28 protein-coding genes are annotated in these 22,867 nt (G+C 39.4%); 8 read left to right on the top strand and 20 right to left on the bottom strand.

Going from position 1 to position 22,867, the window contains the following annotated elements; translation table 11 throughout:
* Window positions 1-46: 46 nt before the first annotated feature.
* The 4 genes from H0185_RS09025 to H0185_RS09040 form a co-directional block, all read right to left on the bottom strand.
* Window positions 47-757, bottom strand: coding sequence for a 3D domain-containing protein (locus H0185_RS09025; protein WP_221873171.1), 711 nt, complete (start codon window positions 755-757; stop codon window positions 47-49).
* Between the two features lie 124 nt (window positions 758-881).
* Complete coding sequence (locus H0185_RS09030) at window positions 882-1,205, bottom strand: YuiB family protein (RefSeq protein ID WP_221873372.1); 324 nt, start codon at window positions 1,203-1,205, stop codon at window positions 882-884.
* A 140-nt stretch (window positions 1,206-1,345) separates the two neighbouring features.
* Entirely contained in the window at window positions 1,346-1,471 is a 126-nt protein-coding gene (locus H0185_RS09035; protein ID WP_425515820.1) for a YuiA family protein, read from the bottom strand.
* Window positions 1,472-1,867: 396 nt separating this feature from the next.
* Window positions 1,868-3,085 carry an NAD(P)/FAD-dependent oxidoreductase gene (locus H0185_RS09040; RefSeq protein ID WP_221873173.1) on the bottom strand — a complete coding sequence of 406 codons (1,218 nt, stop codon included), beginning with the start codon at window positions 3,083-3,085 and terminating at the stop codon, window positions 1,868-1,870.
* Between the two features lie 396 nt (window positions 3,086-3,481).
* Here H0185_RS09040 and H0185_RS09045 point away from each other — a divergent pair, with 396 nt between their 5' ends.
* Window positions 3,482-4,477: an NAD(P)/FAD-dependent oxidoreductase gene (locus H0185_RS09045; protein WP_221873174.1), complete on the top strand. Its 996-nt coding sequence runs from the start codon at window positions 3,482-3,484 to the stop codon at window positions 4,475-4,477.
* A 103-nt stretch (window positions 4,478-4,580) separates the two neighbouring features.
* Here H0185_RS09045 and H0185_RS09050 read toward each other — a convergent pair whose 3' ends face one another.
* Both H0185_RS09050 and H0185_RS09055 read right to left on the bottom strand, forming a co-directional pair.
* Complete coding sequence (locus H0185_RS09050) at window positions 4,581-4,943, bottom strand: HesB/IscA family protein (RefSeq protein ID WP_221873175.1); 363 nt, start codon at window positions 4,941-4,943, stop codon at window positions 4,581-4,583.
* A gap of 119 nt (window positions 4,944-5,062) precedes the next feature.
* Window positions 5,063-5,299: a YuzB family protein gene (locus H0185_RS09055; protein ID WP_221873176.1), complete on the bottom strand. Its 237-nt coding sequence runs from the start codon at window positions 5,297-5,299 to the stop codon at window positions 5,063-5,065.
* Between the two features lie 255 nt (window positions 5,300-5,554).
* Here H0185_RS09055 and H0185_RS09060 point away from each other — a divergent pair, with 255 nt between their 5' ends.
* Window positions 5,555-6,622, top strand: a complete 1,068-nt coding sequence (locus H0185_RS09060) for an NAD(P)/FAD-dependent oxidoreductase (protein WP_221873177.1) — start codon at window positions 5,555-5,557, stop codon at window positions 6,620-6,622.
* A gap of 117 nt (window positions 6,623-6,739) precedes the next feature.
* On the opposite strand, the gene H0185_RS09065 is transcribed toward H0185_RS09060, so the two are convergent.
* Complete coding sequence (locus H0185_RS09065) at window positions 6,740-6,976, bottom strand: NifU family protein (protein WP_121611167.1); 237 nt, start codon at window positions 6,974-6,976, stop codon at window positions 6,740-6,742.
* A 154-nt stretch (window positions 6,977-7,130) separates the two neighbouring features.
* Between H0185_RS09065 and H0185_RS09070 the strand changes: the two genes are divergently transcribed.
* Complete coding sequence (locus H0185_RS09070; RefSeq protein WP_221873178.1) at window positions 7,131-7,460, top strand: YuzD family protein; 330 nt, start codon at window positions 7,131-7,133, stop codon at window positions 7,458-7,460.
* A gap of 9 nt (window positions 7,461-7,469) precedes the next feature.
* Here H0185_RS09070 and thrB read toward each other — a convergent pair whose 3' ends face one another.
* The 5 genes from thrB to yutH form a co-directional block, all read right to left on the bottom strand.
* A complete protein-coding gene (gene thrB / locus H0185_RS09075; RefSeq protein ID WP_246629107.1) occupies window positions 7,470-8,399 on the bottom strand; it encodes a homoserine kinase in 930 nt (309 codons plus the stop codon).
* Window positions 8,396-9,445, bottom strand: coding sequence for a threonine synthase (gene thrC, locus H0185_RS09080; RefSeq protein ID WP_221873179.1), 1,050 nt, complete (start codon window positions 9,443-9,445; stop codon window positions 8,396-8,398). Before thrC ends, thrB begins: the two co-directional genes overlap by 4 nt.
* A complete protein-coding gene (locus H0185_RS09085) occupies window positions 9,442-10,743 on the bottom strand; it encodes a homoserine dehydrogenase (RefSeq protein WP_221873180.1) in 1,302 nt (433 codons plus the stop codon). Before H0185_RS09085 ends, thrC begins: the two co-directional genes overlap by 4 nt.
* Before the next feature lie 202 nt (window positions 10,744-10,945).
* Window positions 10,946-11,929: a 2-hydroxyacid dehydrogenase gene (locus tag H0185_RS09090; protein WP_221873181.1), complete on the bottom strand. Its 984-nt coding sequence runs from the start codon at window positions 11,927-11,929 to the stop codon at window positions 10,946-10,948.
* A 65-nt stretch (window positions 11,930-11,994) separates the two neighbouring features.
* Entirely contained in the window at window positions 11,995-13,002 is a 1,008-nt protein-coding gene (yutH, locus tag H0185_RS09095) for a spore coat putative kinase YutH (protein ID WP_221873182.1), read from the bottom strand.
* A 194-nt stretch (window positions 13,003-13,196) separates the two neighbouring features.
* On the opposite strand from yutH, the gene H0185_RS09100 reads away from it, so the two are divergent.
* On the top strand, window positions 13,197-13,700 hold the full coding sequence (locus tag H0185_RS09100; protein ID WP_221873183.1) for a phosphatidylglycerophosphatase A family protein: 504 nt from the start codon (window positions 13,197-13,199) through the stop codon (window positions 13,698-13,700).
* A gap of 495 nt (window positions 13,701-14,195) precedes the next feature.
* Here the strand turns inward: H0185_RS09100 and H0185_RS09105 are convergent, their stop codons facing one another.
* Window positions 14,196-14,963: a TIGR01457 family HAD-type hydrolase gene (locus H0185_RS09105; RefSeq protein ID WP_221873184.1), complete on the bottom strand. Its 768-nt coding sequence runs from the start codon at window positions 14,961-14,963 to the stop codon at window positions 14,196-14,198.
* Window positions 14,964-15,051: 88 nt separating this feature from the next.
* Window positions 15,052-15,489, bottom strand: coding sequence for a DUF86 domain-containing protein (locus tag H0185_RS09110; RefSeq protein WP_221873185.1), 438 nt, complete (start codon window positions 15,487-15,489; stop codon window positions 15,052-15,054).
* A gap of 215 nt (window positions 15,490-15,704) precedes the next feature.
* Here H0185_RS09110 and H0185_RS09115 point away from each other — a divergent pair, with 215 nt between their 5' ends.
* Both H0185_RS09115 and H0185_RS09120 read left to right on the top strand, forming a co-directional pair.
* Window positions 15,705-15,971, top strand: coding sequence for a DUF3055 domain-containing protein (locus tag H0185_RS09115; protein ID WP_221873186.1), 267 nt, complete (start codon window positions 15,705-15,707; stop codon window positions 15,969-15,971).
* Window positions 15,972-16,059: 88 nt separating this feature from the next.
* Window positions 16,060-16,344 carry a cytosolic protein gene (locus H0185_RS09120; protein ID WP_221873187.1) on the top strand — a complete coding sequence of 95 codons (285 nt, stop codon included), beginning with the start codon at window positions 16,060-16,062 and terminating at the stop codon, window positions 16,342-16,344.
* Window positions 16,345-16,430: 86 nt separating this feature from the next.
* Here the strand turns inward: H0185_RS09120 and H0185_RS09125 are convergent, their stop codons facing one another.
* Window positions 16,431-16,706 (bottom strand): YutD family protein, encoded by a 276-nt coding sequence (locus H0185_RS09125; RefSeq protein WP_221873188.1) that lies wholly within the window; start codon window positions 16,704-16,706, stop codon window positions 16,431-16,433.
* A gap of 151 nt (window positions 16,707-16,857) precedes the next feature.
* On the opposite strand from H0185_RS09125, the gene H0185_RS09130 reads away from it, so the two are divergent.
* Window positions 16,858-17,502: a YhcN/YlaJ family sporulation lipoprotein gene (locus tag H0185_RS09130; protein WP_246629121.1), complete on the top strand. Its 645-nt coding sequence runs from the start codon at window positions 16,858-16,860 to the stop codon at window positions 17,500-17,502.
* 51 nt (window positions 17,503-17,553) lie between these two features.
* Here the strand turns inward: H0185_RS09130 and lipA are convergent, their stop codons facing one another.
* The gene (gene lipA, locus H0185_RS09135) at window positions 17,554-18,474 is read right to left on the bottom strand and encodes a lipoyl synthase (RefSeq protein ID WP_221873189.1); all 921 of its coding nucleotides are present in this window, start codon (window positions 18,472-18,474) and stop codon (window positions 17,554-17,556) included.
* 276 nt (window positions 18,475-18,750) lie between these two features.
* On the opposite strand from lipA, the gene H0185_RS09140 reads away from it, so the two are divergent.
* Entirely contained in the window at window positions 18,751-19,740 is a 990-nt protein-coding gene (locus H0185_RS09140; protein WP_221873190.1) for a M23 family metallopeptidase, read from the top strand.
* A gap of 34 nt (window positions 19,741-19,774) precedes the next feature.
* Here the strand turns inward: H0185_RS09140 and H0185_RS09145 are convergent, their stop codons facing one another.
* From H0185_RS09145 to H0185_RS09160, 4 genes are all read right to left on the bottom strand, one after another.
* A complete protein-coding gene (locus H0185_RS09145; RefSeq protein WP_221873191.1) occupies window positions 19,775-19,876 on the bottom strand; it encodes a methionine/alanine import family NSS transporter small subunit in 102 nt (33 codons plus the stop codon).
* The gene (locus H0185_RS09150; RefSeq protein WP_221873192.1) at window positions 19,876-21,387 is read right to left on the bottom strand and encodes a sodium-dependent transporter; all 1,512 of its coding nucleotides are present in this window, start codon (window positions 21,385-21,387) and stop codon (window positions 19,876-19,878) included. Before H0185_RS09150 ends, H0185_RS09145 begins: the two co-directional genes overlap by 1 nt.
* A gap of 270 nt (window positions 21,388-21,657) precedes the next feature.
* Complete coding sequence (gene yunB / locus H0185_RS09155) at window positions 21,658-22,422, bottom strand: sporulation protein YunB (protein WP_221873193.1); 765 nt, start codon at window positions 22,420-22,422, stop codon at window positions 21,658-21,660.
* A 119-nt stretch (window positions 22,423-22,541) separates the two neighbouring features.
* On the bottom strand, window positions 22,542-22,844 hold the full coding sequence (locus H0185_RS09160; protein WP_221873194.1) for a YunC family protein: 303 nt from the start codon (window positions 22,842-22,844) through the stop codon (window positions 22,542-22,544).
* Window positions 22,845-22,867 lie beyond the last annotated feature (23 nt).

Raw genomic sequence — 22,867 nt, forward strand, 5'->3', positions numbered from 1 at the left:
AAAAAGGCAAACCATTGGGTTTGCCTTTTTGCGGTTTACACATCTATTAAGATTTCTTTTCACCTACAAATTGTTGCCGGAAAACCTGCATCGTTTCATCTTCATTCATCGCCTGTAACTCTTCCTCTGTCAAATGCCCATTCCCCATCTTAACAATTGAAACCTCGACAGTCTTTTTACCCCATTCTTCGTATACCTCTTCAACGGTATCATAATAAAGGTCTAGCTTATCCCCTTTAATAGCTCCACCTTTGTCTGCCACGACACCATAGCCATAACCGGGGATAAATAATACGGTACCAATCGGGAAAACACTTAAGTCTGCTGCAATGGTCGAGAAGAGGTCTCGTTTTACTTTAACCCCCGAATAAGTGATACCATATTCCGGATGGTCAGGTTCCTTTCCGGTTGATTCAATTCCAGCTGTATAGCCGGTTGCCACAATCGTTTTCTTAGGATATTCAGACCAGTCAAGATCTTCTAAAACCGGTTGGGCTTTCCCTACAACAACTGTACTTGCAACCTTTTGATTTCTTTCACCAGTAAGATTTTGTATAATTCCTTCAGCAAGTCCAATTGCTTTTTTTATATGGCTTTCATCTATTTGACTTCCAAAGTTGTACCCATTGCTTTGATTTAAATAACGATTTAGATCATTTGCCCCTACTCCAGAAATCGAATGAAAAGTCGTTATTAGGGCGGCAATAAATAAGATTAGCATGATCGAACGCTTGGCCCACTTTTTTATACTATTCATGTAAATCTTTCACACCTCCCAAAATTATTCATTTCCTATGACAAAAGGAAATATTCATTTTGGGAGGTTTTTATAAACTCATTACTATTTCTAATAAAAAAACCTTCATGTCGTCATGAAGGTTTTAAAACATTTGATATCCATTTTTTCTTAGAAGCTTGATAACAAATCCAGCAACAATAGCCCCAGCTAGTCCTGAAATGAGGATAATGAGGTCGGCAGGTGCTAACTGAATGAAGTTTGTTCCTAGACCTTGGAAAGCTTTTCCGCTGTTTGTGAAATATTCAATGAACCGGACATCATCCACAATAAAAATGACAATGATTGGATAAATAATGGCCATAATCCATGACATTCTTAACAACATATTCAATAAAAATCCAATACCAAAAAATAAAACAAAAAACAATAGCATAGATATGATGAGCATTACGATTGTCACTACTATTCCCCCTATTACCTATCATAAATAGTGTACTGATATCCTTATAGGGAGTCAATAAATTAAATACCAATGCCTGTTCATTCCAAAGAAGAAATTTTACCTTTTAGATATAGAAATGACCTTGCAGATGCAAGGTCATTTCCTTAATTCTTCTCTTTTCCTGAGCCCTCACAGCAATAACATGTTTCTGAACCGCCTAATAATAATTGATAATACCCCGCTCCAGAGCAATATGGGCATCTTTTGTTTTCTGTCTTTGTTTGGTTCATTCTCATCTTCCTTTCTTTTATATCTGAATTTTCTGATAATATATCAAGAAAATCACAATATGAAAAGGGTCATTTTTGTGAAGATTTCTCACATGAAAACGCATACAACTATACCATTCTACCTGTAGCTTTCTTTTTCTCAGTCTTTTAGATTCTTTATAGAAATACAAATAAAAAAGTGTTTTCGTAACGGGGCTTGTCAAAATCCTAAAAACATATTTTAACGAAAGATGACTATTCGAAGGTTTTAGGAAGTTTCGAGGCTCTTTTCTGATAACGAATTTGTAGAGTAACAAAGTTTAATCTACCCTATTTTCGTATCCCAGAATAACACCGTTTCTGAAAAGAGCAAAAAAAGCAGGTCAAAGGACCCGCTTTACTTTTGCTAATTTTATTTTAAAAGATGTTGAATTTTCCTTTTTTGAAGACTAGTGAAGGACCACCAATCATAAATAAAGAACGATTATCGATAACCTTTTTTAATAATGCAGCTTTTCCACCGACAACTTTTTTACCAAAAGCTGTTCCAATTGCTTCGTCTTCGCCAAGTGAACATACAGTTCCTTTATTATGGAATTCAAAGGTTTCTAGTTCATTTTTCCCACGAACCAAAGCGGCAAGATTTCTTGCACAAACTTCACCCTGCTGCATCGCAATTTGAGCTGTAGGAGGGTATGGTCGATTGATTTCTTCGTTAATGATTAATGAACAATCACCAACAATGAAGACATTATCTTTGCCTGGAACTCTTAAATCAAGATCCACTTTAACGCGACCACGCATTGCTTCAAATCCAGAGTTTTCAATAACAGAATTACCGCGGACACCTGCTGCCCAAACAACAGTCTCTGCTTTGATTTCTTCCACTTCGTCTTCGCCTTTTGCGACAATGATTCCACCAGGAATTCCTTCTTTTATAGCAGTGCCAATTCTGAATTCGACACCTTTCTTCTCAAGGTAGGAAACAGCATAGTTCACTAGCTCTGGGTCAAACCCAGGTAGAACCATAGGTGCGGCTTCAACGCAAATCAACTTTACTTTATGATAATCTACATCGTATTCCTTACAAAGTTCAGGAATACGGTTAGCAAGTTCACCTAGAAATTCAATCCCTGTAAAACCTGCTCCTCCAACCACGATGCTTAAACGCTCATCTTTCTTTTCCACTTCTGTATTATAAGTAGCAAATTGGTACTCGATATGCTCGCGGATTTGGCGTGCAGCGTTCACATTCACAATTGAAAATGCATGTTCTTTGAGACCCTTAATACCAAATGTTTCTGACTCAGCGCCAAGAGCAATCACTAGGTAGTCATAGGAAATCTCACCATTATCAAGGATTACGCGATTTTCTTCTGATTTTATTTCTTCTACTGATGCCTGAACGAACTCAACTTTATGAGTATCAATAACCTCACGAATATCATAGCGTACACGATCGTGATGTAACGTTCCTGCAGATGCCTCATGTAACCACGTTGTCTCATAATGATAATCATTTTTATTAACAAGAATGATTTCAGCCTCATTGACTCCAATTTGCTTTTGTAGTCTTGTGACTGTCATCAATCCACCATATCCTGCTCCAAGAACGACGATTTTTGGCTTTCTCAAGTTTATCACTTCCACCTTTTTAATTGTATTTTATTATTATCTTTTCTCTTAACATTTACTTATAATTTTTATTAATAACTAAAAGCAATGAGAAAACTTTGTGATTCCCTTCACTAACATGGACAAAAAAATGTTCGTGAAATGTCACAAAAAGTTAACATTCTGTTTACGCATATTAAATAATATTCCTTTTCACCTTGTTTTTCAAGTCCATTTTCCTATAAAATACGATTTTGACTATTCGCAAAAATACTAAATATAAAATGTAGGAATATAATATAACTGTTATTTTAATCTTTAGGAAAAGTAAGCGTTTTTCCTTGGTAAGAGTTTTATGGTTTAGTTTATGGTATGATGAATAGTGGAATTATTCTGTATATAGTGAGGTGGAGTTACATGAAAGAGGATAAAAAATTGTACGACATCACAATTATCGGTGGGGGCCCCATCGGACTGTTCACCGCCTTTTACGGTGGGATGAGACAGGCTTCAGTAAAAATTATCGAAAGCCTTCCACAGCTTGGAGGTCAGTTATCCGCACTTTACCCCGAGAAATACATATACGATGTTGCTGGATTTCCAAAGGTTCGTGCTCAGGAGTTGGTTAACAACCTAAAAGAACAAATGGCTAAGTTTGAGCCAACAATTGTCCTAGAGCAATCCGTACAAAACCTAAAAAAACAGGATGATGGAAACATTAAGTTAGTAACAGACAAGGAAACACATTATACAAAAACGGTGATTATTACTGCCGGAAATGGCGCTTTTCAACCACGGCGACTTGAGCTTGAGCTTGCATCTAAATATGAAGGCAAAAACCTCCATTATTTTATCGATGACTTAAATCAGTTTGCCGGGCAAAAAGTAGCCGTGCTAGGTGGAGGAGATTCCGCCGTTGACTGGGCATTAATGCTCGAGCCGATTGCTGACCAGGTCAGTATCATACACCGACGGGATAAGTTTCGCGCACATGAACATAGCGTAGAAAACCTTGAAAAATCCAAAGTGGATATTAAGACCCCTTATGTTCCGCTTGATCTTGTGGGTGATAGCTCTAAAATTAATCAACTTATCCTTAAAGAAGCTAACAGAGAGAACAAACTGACACTCGATGTAGATGCGGTTATCTGCAACTTCGGATTTGTTTCTTCCCTTGGTCCGATTAAGGAATGGGGACTAAACATTGAAAAGAATTCTATTGTTGTAAATTCTAAAATGGAGACGAACATTCCTGGTGTTTACGCTGCAGGCGATATTTGCACCTATGATGGGAAGGTAAAATTAATTGCATCCGGTTTTGGAGAAGCTCCAACAGCCGTTAACAATGCCAAAGCGTACATGGATCCTAAGGCAAAGGTTCAGCCATTGCATAGTTCGTCCATGTTTAAATAGTATCTATAGTTTAACTAAATATAGAGCGTTAAGCTTTTTTGTCGTCTAAAAAAAGCAAGGTGAATGGAAAAAACTACATTCACCTTGCTTTTGTTTAACAAGATTAGCAATCTTCAGGAGAACCTGCGTTTGTAGCTGTTTTAAACGAAGAACCACAACCACATGATGCAATTGCATTCGGATTGTCAATTGTGAATCCGCCGCCCATCAATGATTGCTTGTAATTAATGATGGTTCCTTTAAGAATTGGGATACTATCCTTATCGATCAGCACCTTAATTCCATGCTGCTCAAGTTCCTGGTCACCTTCCTCAACCTCATGGGCAAACCCCATACCGTAAGAAAGACCGCTACAGCCGCCACCTTTTACTCCGACACGGAGAAAAGCACCTTCTTCTTCATTCTGTTTCATCATATCCTTAATCTGCAGTGCAGCTTCTTCAGTAATGTTTATGATTTGTTCCATATTAATACCTCCAGTCATAGAAGAATCCTTCTTCCTTTATTATATACAGTCTATTCCTGCTCCTCAACCAATCGGTTTAGAATCAGTACCTATTTTAATAAAACCATATCATTGATAAATTAAAATATTGGGTTTTCATCCAAATAGTTGTAGATTTTTTCAACTAATTCATCAGGGCTGTCCGCGCTCACCGGTTCACCATTTACTAACGCATATAGAGATCTTGCACATTTTCCACAATAACTAAGACAACCATATTCAATAATATCTAGGTTCGGATCACGTTCTAATTGCTCTAGTGCCTTTTGCGCCCCATTAGCCAAGTTGCTAATACAAAACTCAATGATCGGTCTCATCCTGATTCACCTCTTTACTAATTGTTTATCCTACCTTTTTTTATAAAATCAGTCAATTTCGACTACATCCCACTACAGATCTTACTAGGGGAAATTTGTTGTTATTTTGTCACAATTTCGTTATAATTCATTTGGAACATAAAGTATACATTATTTCGAAATATTTTTCTTTTAAAAAATGTAAACGGTTCAGTTTGAAAAAGTGGATGAAAACAAAGGGACTGTATTCAAGAGGACGGAAAAGGGGATATTTAAATGAAAAATCTCGTGATTCTTGGGGGCGGTTATGGCGGCATGAGAATTCTGCAGCGCCTATTACCAAATGATCTGCCTGAAGATGTAACCATCACCTTAATTGACCGTGTACCATACCATTGTTTAAAAACAGAATACTACGCTCTGGCCGCCGGAACAATTTCTGATCAACATGTGCGTGTTTGTTTTCCTGAGCACCCAAGGCTTAAATTAAAATATGCAGAAATAACCGAAATCCAGATAGACAAACAACAGGTATGTTTACAAAATGGGGAAACTGTTCATTATGATGAACTCATTATCGGACTGGGGTGCGAGGATAAGTACCATAATGTACCAGGTGCAAAAGAATATACGTATAGTATTCAATCAATTGAGAAAGCTAGGGACACTTATCAAAGACTCAATAACTTACCAGCTGGCTCGACAGTAGGAATTGTTGGAGCTGGATTAAGCGGAGTAGAACTTGCAAGTGAACTAAACGAAAGCAGAAGTGATTTGAATATTAAACTATTCGATCGTAGCAACTATATTTTGTCCGCGTTTCCTGAACGACTAAGTATCTATGTTGCGAATTGGTTTGATACAAATTCAGTCGAAATCATTAATAATGCCAATATCACTAGAGTAGAAGATGGCATCTTGTATAATCATGATGAACCCAATACTGTAGATGCCGTTGTTTGGACGGCTGGAATCCAAGCAAACAAACTTGTTCGTGACCTGCCAATTGAGAAGGATAATATGGGGCGGGCTATCGTTACTCCAAGGCATCACCTACCAGATTACGAGAATGTTTTCGTCCTTGGTGACTGTGCGAGTCTCCCTCATGCACCAAGTGCTCAACTTGCAGAAGGACAAGCAGAGCAAATCGCCGAAGTCATGATTAAGCGCTGGAAAGGCGAGGAACCACCTGAGTCCTTCCCAACCATTAAACTAAAAGGGATTCTCGGATCACTTGGAAAAAAACATGGATTCGGCATGATTGGAGAACGAGCGATTACAGGACGAGTAGCTAGAATATTAAAGTCTGGAATTCTATGGGTCTATAAATATCATAACGGTTAAGGGTGCAGCAGCACCCTTTTTATTTTTCAGGCTAATGACCCTAAACAGAGCTTTATTCACATAAAAAAAAACGGCCTTGCCGTTGGCAAAACCGTTAACAAATCATACTATTTAAGTTTAGAATACTTGTTCAACTTCAACGACACCAGGAACTTCTTCTAAAAGAGCGCGCTCAATCCCAGCCTTCAAAGTAATCGTTGAACTAGGGCAGCTTCCACATGCACCAAGTAAACGTAATTTTACTATTCCTTCATCAACGTCGACAAGTTCACAGTCACCGCCGTCACGAAGAAGGAATGGACGCAATTTATCTAGTACTTCCTGGACTTGTTCAAACATTTGTTGTTCAGACATGTAAAATCGACTCCTTTCATACTCCTATTATAATCACATCAACCTGAAAAATCTATTGTTTAAACCTAAATCCAATATACAACAGTTATTTTTAGGAGAAATGTTTTAAATATTGTAAAATTAAAATAAAATATAAAGTACGGAGGAATCTAGAATGTCGCAAAAGACCGTCGAGATTGTCGTATATGGAGCCGATCAGCTTTGCCCTAGTTGTGTTCATCTGCCTTCATCAAAAGAGACCTATGAATGGTTAGAAGCCGCTATTAGCAGGAAGTATACCAATCAGCCCTTTACCATTACGTATATAGATATTTATAACCCGCCAAATGATGTTGAAAAGAGAAAGTTTGCAGAGCGAGTCATCGACGAGGAAATGTTCTATCCAGTTGTCTTGCTCGGCGGGAACATTGTTGGGGAAGGAAATCCACGACTTAAAACAATATTTGCCGAAATGGAAAAATACGGATACCAGGCCGAAAGTTGAAAAAGAGCCCTAAATTGGGCTCTTTTTCGTTTCTGCTACTTCTACAAAGGCCTGACTTCCAGCCCGATCAATTTCTAACTCGACGACGCGCATGGACGAGAGCGTGCCTTCAAGCAAAGAAGCTACTGATTTTCCTTTCCCTGGTTCAACTAAGCAAAGGATGGTTGGACCAGCACCACTAAGGGCCGTACCAAATGCACCAGCTTCCATGGCAAGTTTCTCAACATCTTCCCACCAAGGAATTAGTCCTCTTCGATAAGGCTGATGAAATCGATCACAACTCATCATCTTTCCTGCTAGGTCCCAATTTTCGGTAAACAGCGCAGCTAATAATTGATTCGAAACAGCACTTGCCTCGACTGCCTTTGAGAAAGGAAGCTGATCTGGAAGTACAGCTCTAGCCGACTCGGTTAGCAGTTCCTCTTCAGGAATAACGGCGACAACATCCATATTGACATTTTGAACAACTGTTAAATCAATGTCGGCACCTAACTGACTTCCTACGACAAGGCCGCCATAAATGGACGCTCCGACATTATCAGGATGACCTTCAATTCCTGCGGAAATATCTAATATATCCTTGTGTGAAAGGTTAAGCTGACAAAAGTAATTGGCAAGTTCAATTCCGGCAATAATCGCAGCCGCACTTGAACCTAGACCGCGTGTAAGTGGAATTTCGCTACTAACAGCTAATCGACAAGCTGGCATTACCTTCCCATACTGCTTAGCAGTTTCTTGTGCCATTTTTACAATAAAATGCCTTTCATCAGTTGGAAAAATAGAAAGTTCCTTTGAGAGCGGAATGACCTCCCAGCTTTCTGCCCTTTCAGCTTCAACTGTAAGATATAGATTTACCGCCAATCCTATAGAATCAAAGCCTGGGCCTAAATTAGCAGAACTTGCCGGTACTCTTACCGTCAACATACCATCATTTTTCATCGGTGAACAACCCCACGAATATGTTCGCTCACCTTCTCTTCATCATTTGGAAGAACAACTGGCTTAATAGTGCTACACTCTATAGCAGTTTGAGGGTCCTTAAGTCCATTTCCAGTTAACACTGCAACAACTTTTGATCCTTGAGGAATTTCACCCTTTTTCACCATCTTATAAACCCCTGCAATTGACGCGCATGACCCAGGCTCAGCGAAGACACCTTCTGTCCTTGTTATTTTCTGATATGCTTCTAGAATTTCTTCATCAGAAACCTCATCAATTGTGCCGCCAGATTCATCCCTAGCGTTTACCGCGAGCTGCCAGCTAGCAGGATTCCCAATTCGAATGGCTGTTGCGATTGTTTCGGGATTTTCAAATACGCGGTCATGAACAATTGCGGCTGCTCCTTCAGCTTCAAAGCCAAACATTTTCGGAAGGCCCTTTCCGTATTCTTTAAAGCCTTTCCAGTAGGCACTGATATTTCCGGCATTCCCTACAGGGATTGCCAAGATATCTGGGGCGCCTCCGAGCTGATCACAAATTTCAAAAGCTGCTGTTTTTTGACCTTCTAGGCGATATGGATTCACAGAGTTTACAAGCGCAACAGGCTCTGTTTCGCTTATATTTCTTACCATTTTAAGGGCTTCATCAAAGTTCCCTTCAATCGAAATAATCTCCGCTCCGTACATAACAGCCTGGGCAAGCTTGCCCATTGTGATTTTCCCTTCAGGAATCACGACAATACAACGCATCCCGGCACGAGCAGCATAAGCAGCCGCAGCGGCAGATGTATTCCCTGTTGATGCACAAATGACGGTGTCACTGCCCTCTTCTTTCGCTTTGGCAACCGCCATGACCATTCCTCTATCCTTAAAGGAACCTGTAGGGTTTGTTCCTTCGGTTTTCACATATAAATCAATGCCCCATTCCTTAGACAGGTGATCAAGCCGGATTAGCGGTGTATTCCCTTCATTAAGGGTAAGTAACGGGGTTTTTTCTGTTACCGGTAAGTATTCTTTATATTCTTCTATAAGGCCTCTCCATCTCATGCGTTCGCACTTCCTTCCACTCTGTAGGAACTCTTAATCTCTTTAATTGCATTAAGGTCCCTTAGCTGCATTAAAATTTCTTCGTAGTTTTTTAGTGATGCTTTATGGGTTACAACGACAATCTCAGCTAACCCCTTTTCCTTAACTGGAAGTTGAAGGATTTTTTCAAAACTTACCCCATATTGTGTGAAAACAGAAGTGATTTCTGAGAAGACGCCCACTTCGTCTTTCGCGTGAATACGTAGAAAGTACTTTGAATAAATTTCTTCTGGATCTTTTAAATTTTTCTCATGTTGTGGTGCAACTGCATAGCTTCCATTAATCCCAAGTCGCATATTTTTTACAACGGCAACGAGGTCTGAAACAATGGAGGTTGCGGTTGGTAAACTACCCGCGCCTGGACCATAAAACATCGTTTCACCAACTGCTTCACCATAAACATATACTGCGTTATATTCATTGCTAACAGAAGCAAGCGGATGTGCTTTTGGTAAGAGCGTAGGCTGGACACTTACCTCGACCTTATCGTCACCATCACGATGCGCAATGCCAAGTAGTTTCATTGTATAACCAAGCTGTTTAGCATAATGAAGGTCTTCTTCGTTGACCATGGTAATCCCAGTAGTTTTTACATCTGCTAGGTCTACTTTCATTGAGAAGCCAAGCGTAGCCAAAATAACCATCTTCCGTGCAGCATCCAGGCCTTCTACATCGGAGGCAGGATTTGCTTCAGCATACCCCAATTCCTGTGCTTCCTTTAGCACATCTTCATAAGCAAGTCCTTCTTCGGTCATTTTGGTTAAAATATAATTGGTTGTGCCATTCACAATTCCCATGAGCTTCTTGATTCGGTCGGAAGAAAGACCATCTACAAGACTTCTAATAATTGGTATCCCACCAGCTACACTTGCTTCATAAAATACATCACAGCCATTATCAGATGCGGCTGTTAACAGCTCGCCACCATAAACAGCCATCAAGTCTTTATTCGCTGTCACTATGTGTTTTTTATTTCGTATAGCCTGGAGCAAATGTTCTTTCGTTTGCTCTACGCCCCCCATTACTTCAATGATTACATCAATTTCAGGGTTATTTATAACTTCTTCAACGTTTGTAGTTAAAATTGCAGGGTCAATTGAGACAGCCCTTGCCTTCCCTAGTTCTTTTACGAGAACTTTTTTCACTACTATTGGGCAACCAACCTGGTGGATCAGTTTATCTTGGTGGTTTTCAATGATCTTGATTACACCACTTCCTACTGTCCCAAGTCCGAGTAGTCCAATTGATATTGGCTTCATAGATGTTCCCTCACTTCCTGTTCTCCACTCAAGTACATCTGTCTTTGTATAGTAGACATTATAAGTTTTGTTTCATCTATTTACAAGGATTATTTATCATGAAATAGCAATGAAAACGGTTAATTAATAAAAAAATTAGAATTTTTTTATTAAACCACCAATATCAGTGAAAAAGAATGATTTTTATAACGGTATTGATTTCTTATTTCGTTTCAAGCATTGACTTATTAACTAAGGTTTTCGGGCTCTCCCCTGTTAAAATCCGTTGAATATTTTCCACACAAATATGTATCATTGCCATTCTGGTATCAATACTTGCACTACCTATATGTGGGAGCGCCGTAACATTCTTTAGCTGTAATAGTGGATGGTCTGATGCGATTGGTTCAACCTCAAACACATCAAGACCCGCACCGGCAATTTCTTTTTGCTCGAGCGCCTCATATAGTGCTCCCTCATCTGCAACGGCTCCTCGTGATGTATTAATAAAAATTGCAGTGGATTTCATTTTTCGGAAGACTTCTGCATTAAACATATGCCTAGTTTCATTTGTTAGCGGTGCCATTGCCACCACAAAATCAGACTGACTAATTAGGCTTTCAAAAGAAGAGTATTTAGCACCGATTTCCTTTTCTGCCTCAGGCTTTCTAGTACGGTTATGATAAAGGATCTCCATTCCAAATCCTTTTGCTCTCCTGGCAACAGCTTCCCCAATTTTCCCCATGCCACAAATGCCAATTGTTTTGTGATGAACATCATGACCTGCGAGAAGGAACGGACTCCAACTCTGCCATTTCCCTTCTTTTGTAAATTCAGCAGCTTCTACAACCCTTCTTGCTGTTGCGAGCAATAAGGCAAAAGTTAGGTCTGCAGTTGTCTCCGTTAGTACGTCTGGCGTATTGCAAACGTAGATCCCTCTTTTTGTTGCAGCTTCAACATCAATATTGTCATAGCCGACAGCCATATTGGCTACCACCTTTAAATTACTTGCCACAGATAGCAGCTCCTCAGTGACAGGGTCAGAAACCACCGTTAACAGCGCATCTACCTTTTTAACCTCTGATAATAAAACATCTTGTGGGACGGCTATTTCTTCGCTTTCCCACATCTTCACATCAAATTTTTCTTTTAATTCTGCAACACAAACGTCTGGTAGTTTCCTCGTAATATAAATAGATGGTTTCATGACATTCCCCTTCTTTCAAAAGAGTTTTCGTAATTATTTTAACATACTGACCATTCGATTGTGGACTATTTCATTAACCATTTAATAACTGGCAATTTATAGGAACGAACCGGAGCATCAACGAGCTGATAAAAGCCTGCTAGAAACCGCTCTTGCTCAGCAGAATAGGTTAAATACTTTTGCATCCTCTCCTCAAGTGCAAGCCTTTCTTGCTCTGAATTGGTGATATAAAAATTTTCAACACATTCGAAATAATGAAGTGGAAACAAAAGTCTTGAGAATAAGAGCCTCCAGGAAAATGAAGAAAGCTTATTAATCTGTTGATACTCATCCATGAACTTCCTTACGTCTGGTTGGTAGGTTTGCGCATTATAGAAATAACGTTCTCTTATCCACTCTGCCAAATCCCTTGAAGCATGATCAAATACCCAATCATATGGGTTTTTAACTAAATGTTCCTTCCCCCAACTTCCTTTTTTAAAACGTTCGTGACAGACCGTCCCATTGTCCATTTCAAGGGGCGTCGAATCTAACTCTGTATCTGTTAAGTATTGGATCGCATTCTCTGTAAGTCCCATATAATATGGAAAAGAATCAAAAAACATTTTCTCAAACTCATTCTCGGGGCTACGATTTAGCCTGCTATTCCAAAACCCTTCCATCTGGTCTAGTCGTTTTTCCCACAGTTGCTTCCACTGTCCAATTCTATTTATGGTCTTTACCTGGAAGGGCATATACCTTCCCCGATAATGAAACTTAGCTAACTTTTTTCCAGTTTTTTTGGGATTTAGTGGTTTGGGTTCACGGTATTGTAATAAACTGTAATAACCCCCTTCCCACTCACAGGTAGCTGCACCTTCATTTGTTGGCAAAAAGCTTGGCACATCTTTGTCACCAAACGTACGAAGTTGATCCGAGATTTTCTTTATCTCGCTTATCTCTTGCTCTTTCTTCCCATTTACATTCATAATCAAATAAAGTGAAGCATTTTGTTTGAATGCACGATATCTTTCAAAATCAAGCTCATAGCCTTCTTTAATGCCATATTTTTCTTTCAACATTTTTTCAAACATACAACCATCCCACCTCAAGATGAACTTTTTAGTACTATATGAGTCGATGTTAGAAAACTTGTTAACAATGAAGGTTGCAACCTTTTGTTTTTAGGCTATCTTGTAAGAGAGTGTAGGAATGATATCAGCTTTAGTGTTTATTTTAGTGAGCAAATGTAGAAAATAAGGAAATATGAAAGAAGGGTGAAAATTTTATGTTAGAAAAAAATAAAGCAATTAAACTTACCGAGGAAACAGCTCGAGAATGGCTTAAAAAGCGTGGTGTCGAGGTTGAGGATATTGCTCAACTTGTTTACTACCTTCAAGAAAAATATCACCCAGCGTTAGCGATGGAGGATTGTTTAGAGAATGTTGAACGTGTTTTATCAAAACGCGAGGTACAAAATGCCATTTTAACTGGCATCCAGCTTGATATTCTTGCTGAACAGAAAAAACTTGAGGAACCATTACAGTCTATTATTGCAATCGATGAAGGACTATATGGGGTCGATGAAATTCTTGCCTTCTCGATCGTCAATATTTATGGATCGATTGGGTTTACAAATTATGGATATATCGACAAGCAAAAACCTGGAATTCTAGAAAAACTCAACGATAAATCCAGTGGTCAATGCCACACTTTCCTTGATGATATTGTAGGTGCAATTGCAGCTGCGGCCTCTAGCCGACTAGCACACCGCGCTGCAGATATTGAGTAGGATAGTCCTTACTAATAACAAAGCGAAAACGCTTGGTGATCCAATTATCTCCAAGCGTTTTTCCTTACCTGTTGTTTTTTGGTTAAATGTCTGGATATTTAAATCCCATTCGGACTGAAACTAGCTATATTTGCTTTTCTCTGTCCGAACTTAGACACTATTCGGACTGAAACTAGCGATATTTGCTTTTCCTTGTCCGAACTCAGACACTATTCGGACTGAAACTAGCGATATTTGCTTTTCCTTGTCCGAACTCAGACACTATTCGGACTGAAACTAGCTATATCTGCTCTTTCCTGTCCGAACTCAGACATTATTCGGACTGAAACTAGCTATATCTGCTCTTTCCTGTCCGAACTCAGACCTTATTCGGACTGAAACTAGCGATATTTGCTCTTTCCTGTCCGAACTCAGACCCTATTCGGACTAAAACTAGCGATACTTACGATTCTCTGGCCGAACCTCCCACTTCGCATCAGCAATGCACAGATTGCACTAATAAATCTCCCACTCATCTAATGTATCCACAGTGTATGTTGGCTGTATTTCGTAGTTACGAAGGTGTTCCACGGTCGTTACGCCAGTATGAACGAGGAGTGTATCCATTCCAGCGTTTATTCCTGCCCGAATATCGGTATCGTAGTTATCTCCCACCATCAATGTCTCAGCCCTTTCAGTGCCTAACACTTTCAATGCTTGCTCCATGATGATGGATTCTGGCTTGCCTATAAACGTGGGCGTTGTTTGAGTTGAAACAGCTACGACAGAGGTTATTGACCCATTTCCAGGGACCAACCCTCGCTCTGTAGGAATCGCAATATCCGCATTTGTAGAGATAAATTTTGCGCCATTACGAACTGCTAGGCATGCTACTGCCAATTTTTCATATGTAATCTCCCGATCTATGCCCATTACAACATAATCCGCTTCTTCGCCATCTTCCTTGAGTCCTTTTTCCTTTAGCGCCGTTCGCAAGCCTTCCTCACCAATCGTATAGACCGTTGCACCATTATTTTCTTCAAAAATATAATTGGCTGTGGCTTGGCTCGTTGTAAACACCTGCTGTTCGGTTGCAGGAATATGAAAATCGCGAAGCTTGGCCGCAACTTGAGCTGGCGTGCGCGCTGAATTATTCGTCACAAACAAATATGGGATCCCTTTTTCACTTAATCTTTTAATAAAATCACACGCTTCGGCAATTTGTTCCGCCCCTCGATACATTGTTCCATCCAGATCAATTAGATACCCTTTATACTTTTTCATCACTAACCTCCTTGTCCACTTTTTAGTATAACTCTCTTTATAACTATTGAAAAAGACCGTGAGCATTTTCACGGTCTTATCGTACAGTCTATTTTTTAAAAGCCGAAACAGGTCCGAGTTCGTTTGATAAATATTCGCGAACCTTTCCAGAAAAAAGATCTAATGCAGCGATGGATTTTAAGAAGGCTTGATTTAAAACTTCGTGGTCTACTTTAGTGTATTGTTGTACGGTCATTTTTCGATACTGCATCAAGTCAATAAACTTATCATGCATTTCCTTCGTTATGACTTTCTCATCATCAAGGATATCGATAATATCCTCATAACTCCCAGGATCACGCATAATAAAGCCATCAATCATCATATTCCCCACATCAAGAATGGCTTCTAAAATCGTGTGCGTTAATCTTTCCAAGGCCGCCTTTTCGATTTCTGTATCCCATTGACCGTGATTTTTAAATAATTCAAGTTGTCTATCCAGGAAAACAAGAGTTTCCTCAATTGAGTCTCTGTCAACAAAGTACATATGTATTCCTCCGTTACGCCGTATTTCCCTGCTTTAAAGCAAGTAGTTCTTTTCACTATTGTACCATAATGAAAAGGGATTCAGTACGGACAATGGCTATTCCCCTCATACTAAAAGAAAATACCTTATTATGTTCATGCAGAGTCCACCGCTTTTTGATAAGATGTATAAGATAGCGTTACAATTGGGCTTGAACCGAGGGAGGAATTTTAAAAATGACAGAACGTTTTTTCTTATACGATGATCTAGTAAATACAAAAACCCGCTTTGTTAGTTTTATGGGGGAAAATCAACGATTTGATTTGGCATTAATCCAATCTGATCGATACTACGGTAAAATGCTTGTCCTTGATATTCAGGGAAATAGATTTGCCATCATTGGACATGATGACCTTGATGAAGAAGGATATCTAGAACATGCCTTTAAATTATCTGAAGAGGATGCCGAGGAACTTCGCTCATTTTTACGCGAGTCGGTGTAACTTTAAGCCCAGAATCGTTTTGGATTGTTGTTATTCTGTGGTCGAACAACCAATACTAAAAACAAAACGAGAGAAGGGGGTAAAGAATATGGCCAACAAGGACTCACAAATATACTCAGATGTTTCCAACGTGGAAAAAAGCAAGAACTTTTTAACAGCTGAAGAGTTTCCTGAGGGTCCCTTTGGATCACCTCGTGGCAAAGAGGAACCTGTCGAAAATAAAAGCTCAGAATGGAAAGAAGGACAAAGACCCTATAGTGCGTTTAATTATGAAAATAAAACACTGCATCAGGAGCTTCCGCGCCAAATGGAAGGGGCGCATCCTACCCATGATGACCCTGAGCGAGATGAACAGGAACCCTATACACCATAAAGAACAAACTTTTTGACACTCTAAATTTGGACAACTTTAGTTTAGACATCTTTTAACAAACAGAAAAAGGCCATTTGGCCTTTTTCTTATTTTTTCACCTTTTTTACAATAAAATAAGCACAACCAAAATTACAAAACTCATATAAGTACTCACTTACTGTGCTAATTTTTGTATCGAATGTCGCTTTCTGGCTTTGATCTTCAAAAAATCCTTTTAGTCTCAGCTGACCATAGCCCCAATCTCCTACAATATAGTCATATCTGGTTAAAATATCACTATATCGTGAACGAAACGCTTCCTCATTAAAAGCTTCTTTGTAGTCATCAATGACCTCATAACAAATATTATTGATGCAAATCATACTTTCACCTCTTTTAGCCTAATTCCTATCTATCTGGTCACTATGTAATTCTGTATGTTCTGCCTTGTTTAAATTATAACTGATTCTCCAGCAATTACTAAGAAAAAAAAGAAATAATGGGTCATGCTAATCCATAGGGGGTGTTGTGCAGATGATAAAAAAAGGAATCGCCATATTGGGGATTTGTGGCTTCGCTCTTGCTGGATGTGCTGGAAATGCAACTGATCAAGGTCAAGATGGTCGAGAAAAAGCAGGTATTTATAATGAAAGTGGTAGTCAATTGCATACCAACAATCATGAACCAGATTTCTACAACGCCGGTATGGATGGCAAAGATACTGGCTTTGGTTATGTACGTTATAAGCGAACTGGTGTAATGACTGCGAATGATCAACCCAAGTATGAAATCGATCGTGAACAGCTCGCAAATATGATTTCAAAGCTTGGGGCACAAGTACCAAATGTTGATGATGTTTCAACATTGGTGACGGATGAAGAAGTATTAATGGTCTACGCATCTGATTCGGACAACCCGAATGAAACTGCCGAACAAGTGAAAAAAATGGCAATGTCTGTGGTACCTGGTTGGTTCCATATTTACGTAACCGATGATACTGATTTGAGACAAAATGTTGAGAACTTTGCTACACTTAAGAGCAATAGTCGTGATGTTGATGCCTTAATTGACAAGTTAATTAAGCAAATGGAGAAATCTCCACAAGGACAAGATACCGCCGATTCCACCTATGATAATCTCGAAAGAGCAACAAATAATAATTCAATGAACACTCAATAAGCAGCAACAGTGAAGAAAAAGAGTTCAGCTAGCGCTGAACTCTTTTTTGCGTTACGCTTCCTTGGCTTCTTTATTTTCACCAAGCATCTGCTTATGCTTCGCTGCTTCATTCACCTGTTCATCTGCATGATAAGAAGAACGAACTAGCGGACCAGCCTCACAATGGCTGAATCCTTTCTCTAACGCAATTTCCTTCAATTCATTAAATTCATCTGGGTGGTAGTATTTTACAACCTTTAGATGTTTTTTGGAAGGTTGTAAATATTGCCCAATCGTCAAGATTTCAACATTATTTTCACGAAGGTCATCCATTGCTTCAATAATTTCTTCTTTCGTTTCTCCAAGCCCAATCATGATGCTTGACTTCGTCGGAACAGAAGGTTGCATTTCTTTTGCTCGACGTAAAAATTCAAGCGAGCGTTCATAGGTGGCTCTAGCCCTAATTCTAGGAGTCAGGCGTTTTACAGTCTCAATATTATGGTTTAGAATATCTGGCTTTGCATCCATTAATGTTTGCAAGTTCTCCATTTTCCCACCCATATCTGATGGTAAAACTTCGATGGATGTAAATGGATTTTTCCTGCGGATTGCCCTTACAGTTTCAGCAAAAACTGCGGCTCCCCCGTCTTTAAGATCATCACGGGCAACTGCTGTAACCACAACGTGTTTCAGGTTCATTGTAACAACAGAATCTGCCACTCTTTCCGGCTCTTTCAAATCAAGCTCAGTTGGTAGACCTGTCTTTACGGCACAGAAACGGCAAGCACGAGTACATGTATCACCAAGGATCATAAAGGTAGCAGTACGTCTTACAGCCCAACACTCGTGGATATTTGGACAACGGGCTTCTTCACATACAGTATGTAGACTTTGCTCGCGCATCATTTTCTTTAATCCTGTATAATTTTCATTTGTATTTAATTTAATTTTCAGCCATTCTGGCTTTCTAAGTACTTCCTCTTTATTGGTCATCTTGTCACTCCATTTCCTAAAAAACCCTTTATTTCCAAGGAATCCTTCCTTAGTCACTTTAACATACTTCAAAAACTTAGTACAAGTACTGTACTTTATGGTTACCATATATTGTTTACTATGATATCAATATTTTCTCACAAACTATAGGCATATACACAGCTATGGTTTCTTATCATCGAAAGGAAGAGCTCAATGAATAATTGCTCCCTCAAAAATCCAAACTTAGTAAAGATAATATTTTTTACTGAAACAAAGCGGAAGGAGGATTCCTGAGTGAGGTATCTTCTTGCATTTATTGTTTTATCACTCCTCTTTACTTTTCCGTTTAATGTAGCTGCCAGTGAAAAGCAAGAGGATATTTATCAAAAGCGGATGGAGCTTTATAAAAGGGTGGAAGCTACTACCCAAATCCCCTGGTACTACTTAGCTGCGGTCGACCAATATGAGCGTAGCATTCGTAAGGCTAGAAAAGATCTTCCAGCCGCAGAAGGACTAACAGGAATCTATTTTAAACCAGAAGTATGGTCCGGATTGTTGAATCCAAATCCGAACGATACGAATCCAGAGAGAATTCAGTTCTTTGACGGTGTGGGCTACGATGGAAATGGAGATGGAAAAGCCGAAATCACAAATGATGAGGATGTCCTTCAAGCCTTTGCCCAAATACTTCTTACTTATGGGACCGACCATGACAATCTAAAAATTGGCCTCTGGGAGTATTACAAGCGTGATAAAACAGTCGGAATCATAATTGGTAAAGCCAAAATCTACAAAACGTTTGGACGTCTTAATTTAGATGAACATTCCTTCCCAGTCCCCTTAAGAAGTAATCATAGTTACAAAAACACTTGGGGTGACGCCCGAGGGTGGGGTGGAAGAAGAATTCATGAGGGGACAGATATATTTGCTGATTATGGCGTACCAGTCCGTGCAACTGGGTATGGGATCGTTGAAATGAAAGGGTGGAACCGTTATGGAGGGTGGAGAGTCGGGATACGAGACATCAACAATACGTATCATTACTTTGCCCATCTAAGTGGTTTCGCTAAGGACTTAAAAATCGGACAAATTGTCGAACCTGGACAAGTTATTGGTGGTGTTGGGAGCTCTGGTTATGGCCCTCCTGGTACTTCAGGTAAATTCCCACCTCATTTGCACTATGGAATGTATAAAGACAATGGCTATACAGAATGGTCCTTTGACCCTTATCCACATTTAAGGTTATGGTCCAGAGAAGAACGTGCAAGAAATAAGAATAAGTAAAAGCCAGCCTCATATTTGAGGCTGGCCTTCATTTTTATGATCGAGATTTTTTCACCGCATGCATAACACTCGCTGCAAGCCCACCCCAGATAATCACCATACCAATAACCATCATCGCTACCGCACTTGCTTCCATTATTTAGAAACCCCCTTATCTTTTGGGATATCATAAAGACTTGAATCCCACTTCTTCACGTGGGTAAATAAAATTCCAAATACGATTGCTCCTATTGCTACCAACCAGCCATAGTAGACATTAAACATAACTGGGTATCCACCGTAACTAGTTTCGATATCAGTAAGAACATTCATAACCAACATGACTCCTAGAACAACTGGAGTAATAAACTTCAAACAAATGATCCACCAGCTGCCAAGGCGAATATCCGAAATGGCATTAGCGTGGTCTTGCAAATTGTTTAGTTCCTTCGCGACCCATGCAATTATGATAATTTCCACGAGACCTGCAAAAGCTACACCATAATTATTGATGAACGCATCAACAGTGTCGAGGAAATTAAGACCGCCTTGAGTTGCATATAAAATTGAGATTAACGCTGAAAGACCACCACCAATGGCAACCGCCTTGGTACGTGATACTTTAAACTTTTCTTGCACACCCGCTATATAGGTTTCTACGATAGAGATGAGTGAAGACAAGCCTGCTAAAGTTAAACATACGAAGAATAAGACTCCAAATGCGCCACTAAACGCCGGCAGCTCATTAATAATCTGTGGGAATACAGCAAACGCCAGGATAACCCCTTTGCTTACAACCTCATCAATCGGCAACCCTTGTTGCATAGCCATAAAGCCTAATGCTGCAAATACCCCAATACCTGCAAGTAATTCAAACGAGGAATTCGCAAAACCTGTAATAAACGCATTATTGGTAATATCTGATTTCTTTGGTAAATAACTTGAATAGGTAATCATGATTGCAAAAGCAATCGATAAACTAAAGAAGATTTGTCCGTATGCTGCAACCCAAACCTTCCCATTCGTGATCTGGCTCCAGTCAGGTTTGAAGAAGGCATTAACCCCATCAATTGCTCCCTCAAGTGTCAAAGCGCGCACAACAATAATGAAAAATAATACTACAAGTGCTGGAATAAAAATTTTGTTGGCGACCTCGATTCCTTTCTTAACTCCCTTATATAGAATACCAAGCGTAATGATCCAAACAATGATCAATGGGAAAAATACTCCTGGAACAAGACTTCCGACCTGTCCTGGGTCAACTACTTTTAAATAATCCCCTACTAAGAAGGTAAGCGGATCTTCTCCCCATTGCTTCCCAACAGAGAAATAACCATAAGACATTGCCCAAGCGATAATAACGGCGTAATACGTAGAAATCACAAATGAAATGGCTAATTGCCACCAACCTAGCCATTCTGCTCCTTTTTTCATTTTAAAGAAACTAAAAGGTGCCGATCCTCGATATTTGTGGCCAACCGTAAATTCTAGGATTAGCAACGGAATACCTGCAGTTAATAATGCAAATAAGTATGGAAGAAAAAAGGCTCCCCCACCGTTTTCGTAAGCTACACCTGGAAAGCGCCAAATATTTCCCAAGCCAACAGCTGAACCTACTGCAGCAAGAATAAAACCGGCCCTTGTCCCCCATTGCGGACGATTCTCCATTATCATATACCCCCCATTTTTTCCGATTGTCCTTTAAGTTAAAAGAACAATTGAAACTTTTTTTATTTTCTGATATTTTACTTGTGAATAGTATAGCTCGTATTTTTTCTTTTGTCAAAATAATAATTATCATTTTTTATTTAATTCTTTTTACCTTAAAACTCTTAAGGAAACTCCTCTTTCAGCTGTTTATCTAAAGCTGCCCAGATAGACTTGGACAGCTTTAATATTATTGCTTTTGTGCACTAAATCATAAAAGTTTTTCATTGCTTACGGATTTGAGGGTAACTCAATTGCAGGAGCACCACCTCCACCATTATTGAAAAATTGCGGTACCTCTCCTTCGTGTAGAAATGTGCCAATTGGAATATCTTCTTGGATGGTTGCAACCTTTGTGGCAAATGGGATAATGATTTGTACATTCACAATCACTCTAATGGAAGCTTCGATCCACGTATTATTGATTCCAAGCGGTTTTTGATCCCAAACTACATCCGTAACCACATCTCCAATAGCCGTAAAGCGAACAGGGATATTTGGTCCTTGGTTGGCAAGGAGAACATTGTTTGTTGCTTGACCTAATGGAATATAATACACAAGGCCTTTCTCTGATTCAACACCTTCAGAGTCAAATTCTACATCTGCCAAGGACTCCAATGACTCCACATTCCCTTTTTCTGCCTCATTAATATTTGCTTGGACAAGGCTTACTGTTTCGGCTTTAATTTTGTTGAGAACTTCAGCGTTATACTGAATAACAGTTCTTTTGCCTTCACTAATCGGAACATATTCGATTAGGTCTGTGGTATTCATGCCGCTAACAACTTGTTCGTTAATAGCTTTGTTAATAACAAGAGTCGCAATTTTCGTCGTCTGAGATTCAGCATAATGCATCAAAGTAGGTTCAATTTTCTTGTCAATAAGCCACAGACCACCCACTGTTGAGAGAATAAAAAATAGGATTGTTAGCAAAAGAACGTATTTGAACGGTAAGGGTCCTTTTTTACGTCGCAGCCGGAGGCCCGATCTCGCCAAAATAAAATCCCCCCTTTACAAGCATATGTATGCTGTAAAGGGGGGACATAGCCTAAAAAGTATTTATTTATTGTTTACAAATAGGTTAGTAGATGTTAACACAAAATCCACATACCGGATTAGACCATTTTTCCAAGCGCTTCTTTCCCAGACATGCCTGCGGTGATTCCTAAGTTTTCAGCCTCAATCGTGACCGATTCCAATGGAGCTTCGAGTAGTTGTTCAATCGTTTTCACTCCGACGGCTCTCCCGGCAATCACCTTGCGATCTTTTAATTTCTCATTTAAAAGTGCGACGTCTAGTGCACCACACATAATATATCCTTTATCGCTTGTCACAACAAGCAGGTTTGTTTTTGGCAGTCTGACAGAAATGCTTAAGAAGGTATGGCCGTTTAATTCGATTGGTGACATTTCAATCATTAATCAGCTCCCCTTTCCTACTA

It is taken from the genome of Mesobacillus maritimus, from assembly GCF_019749255.1.
GTDB classification, from domain to species: domain Bacteria; phylum Bacillota; class Bacilli; order Bacillales; family Cytobacillaceae; genus Mesobacillus_B; species Mesobacillus_B maritimus_A.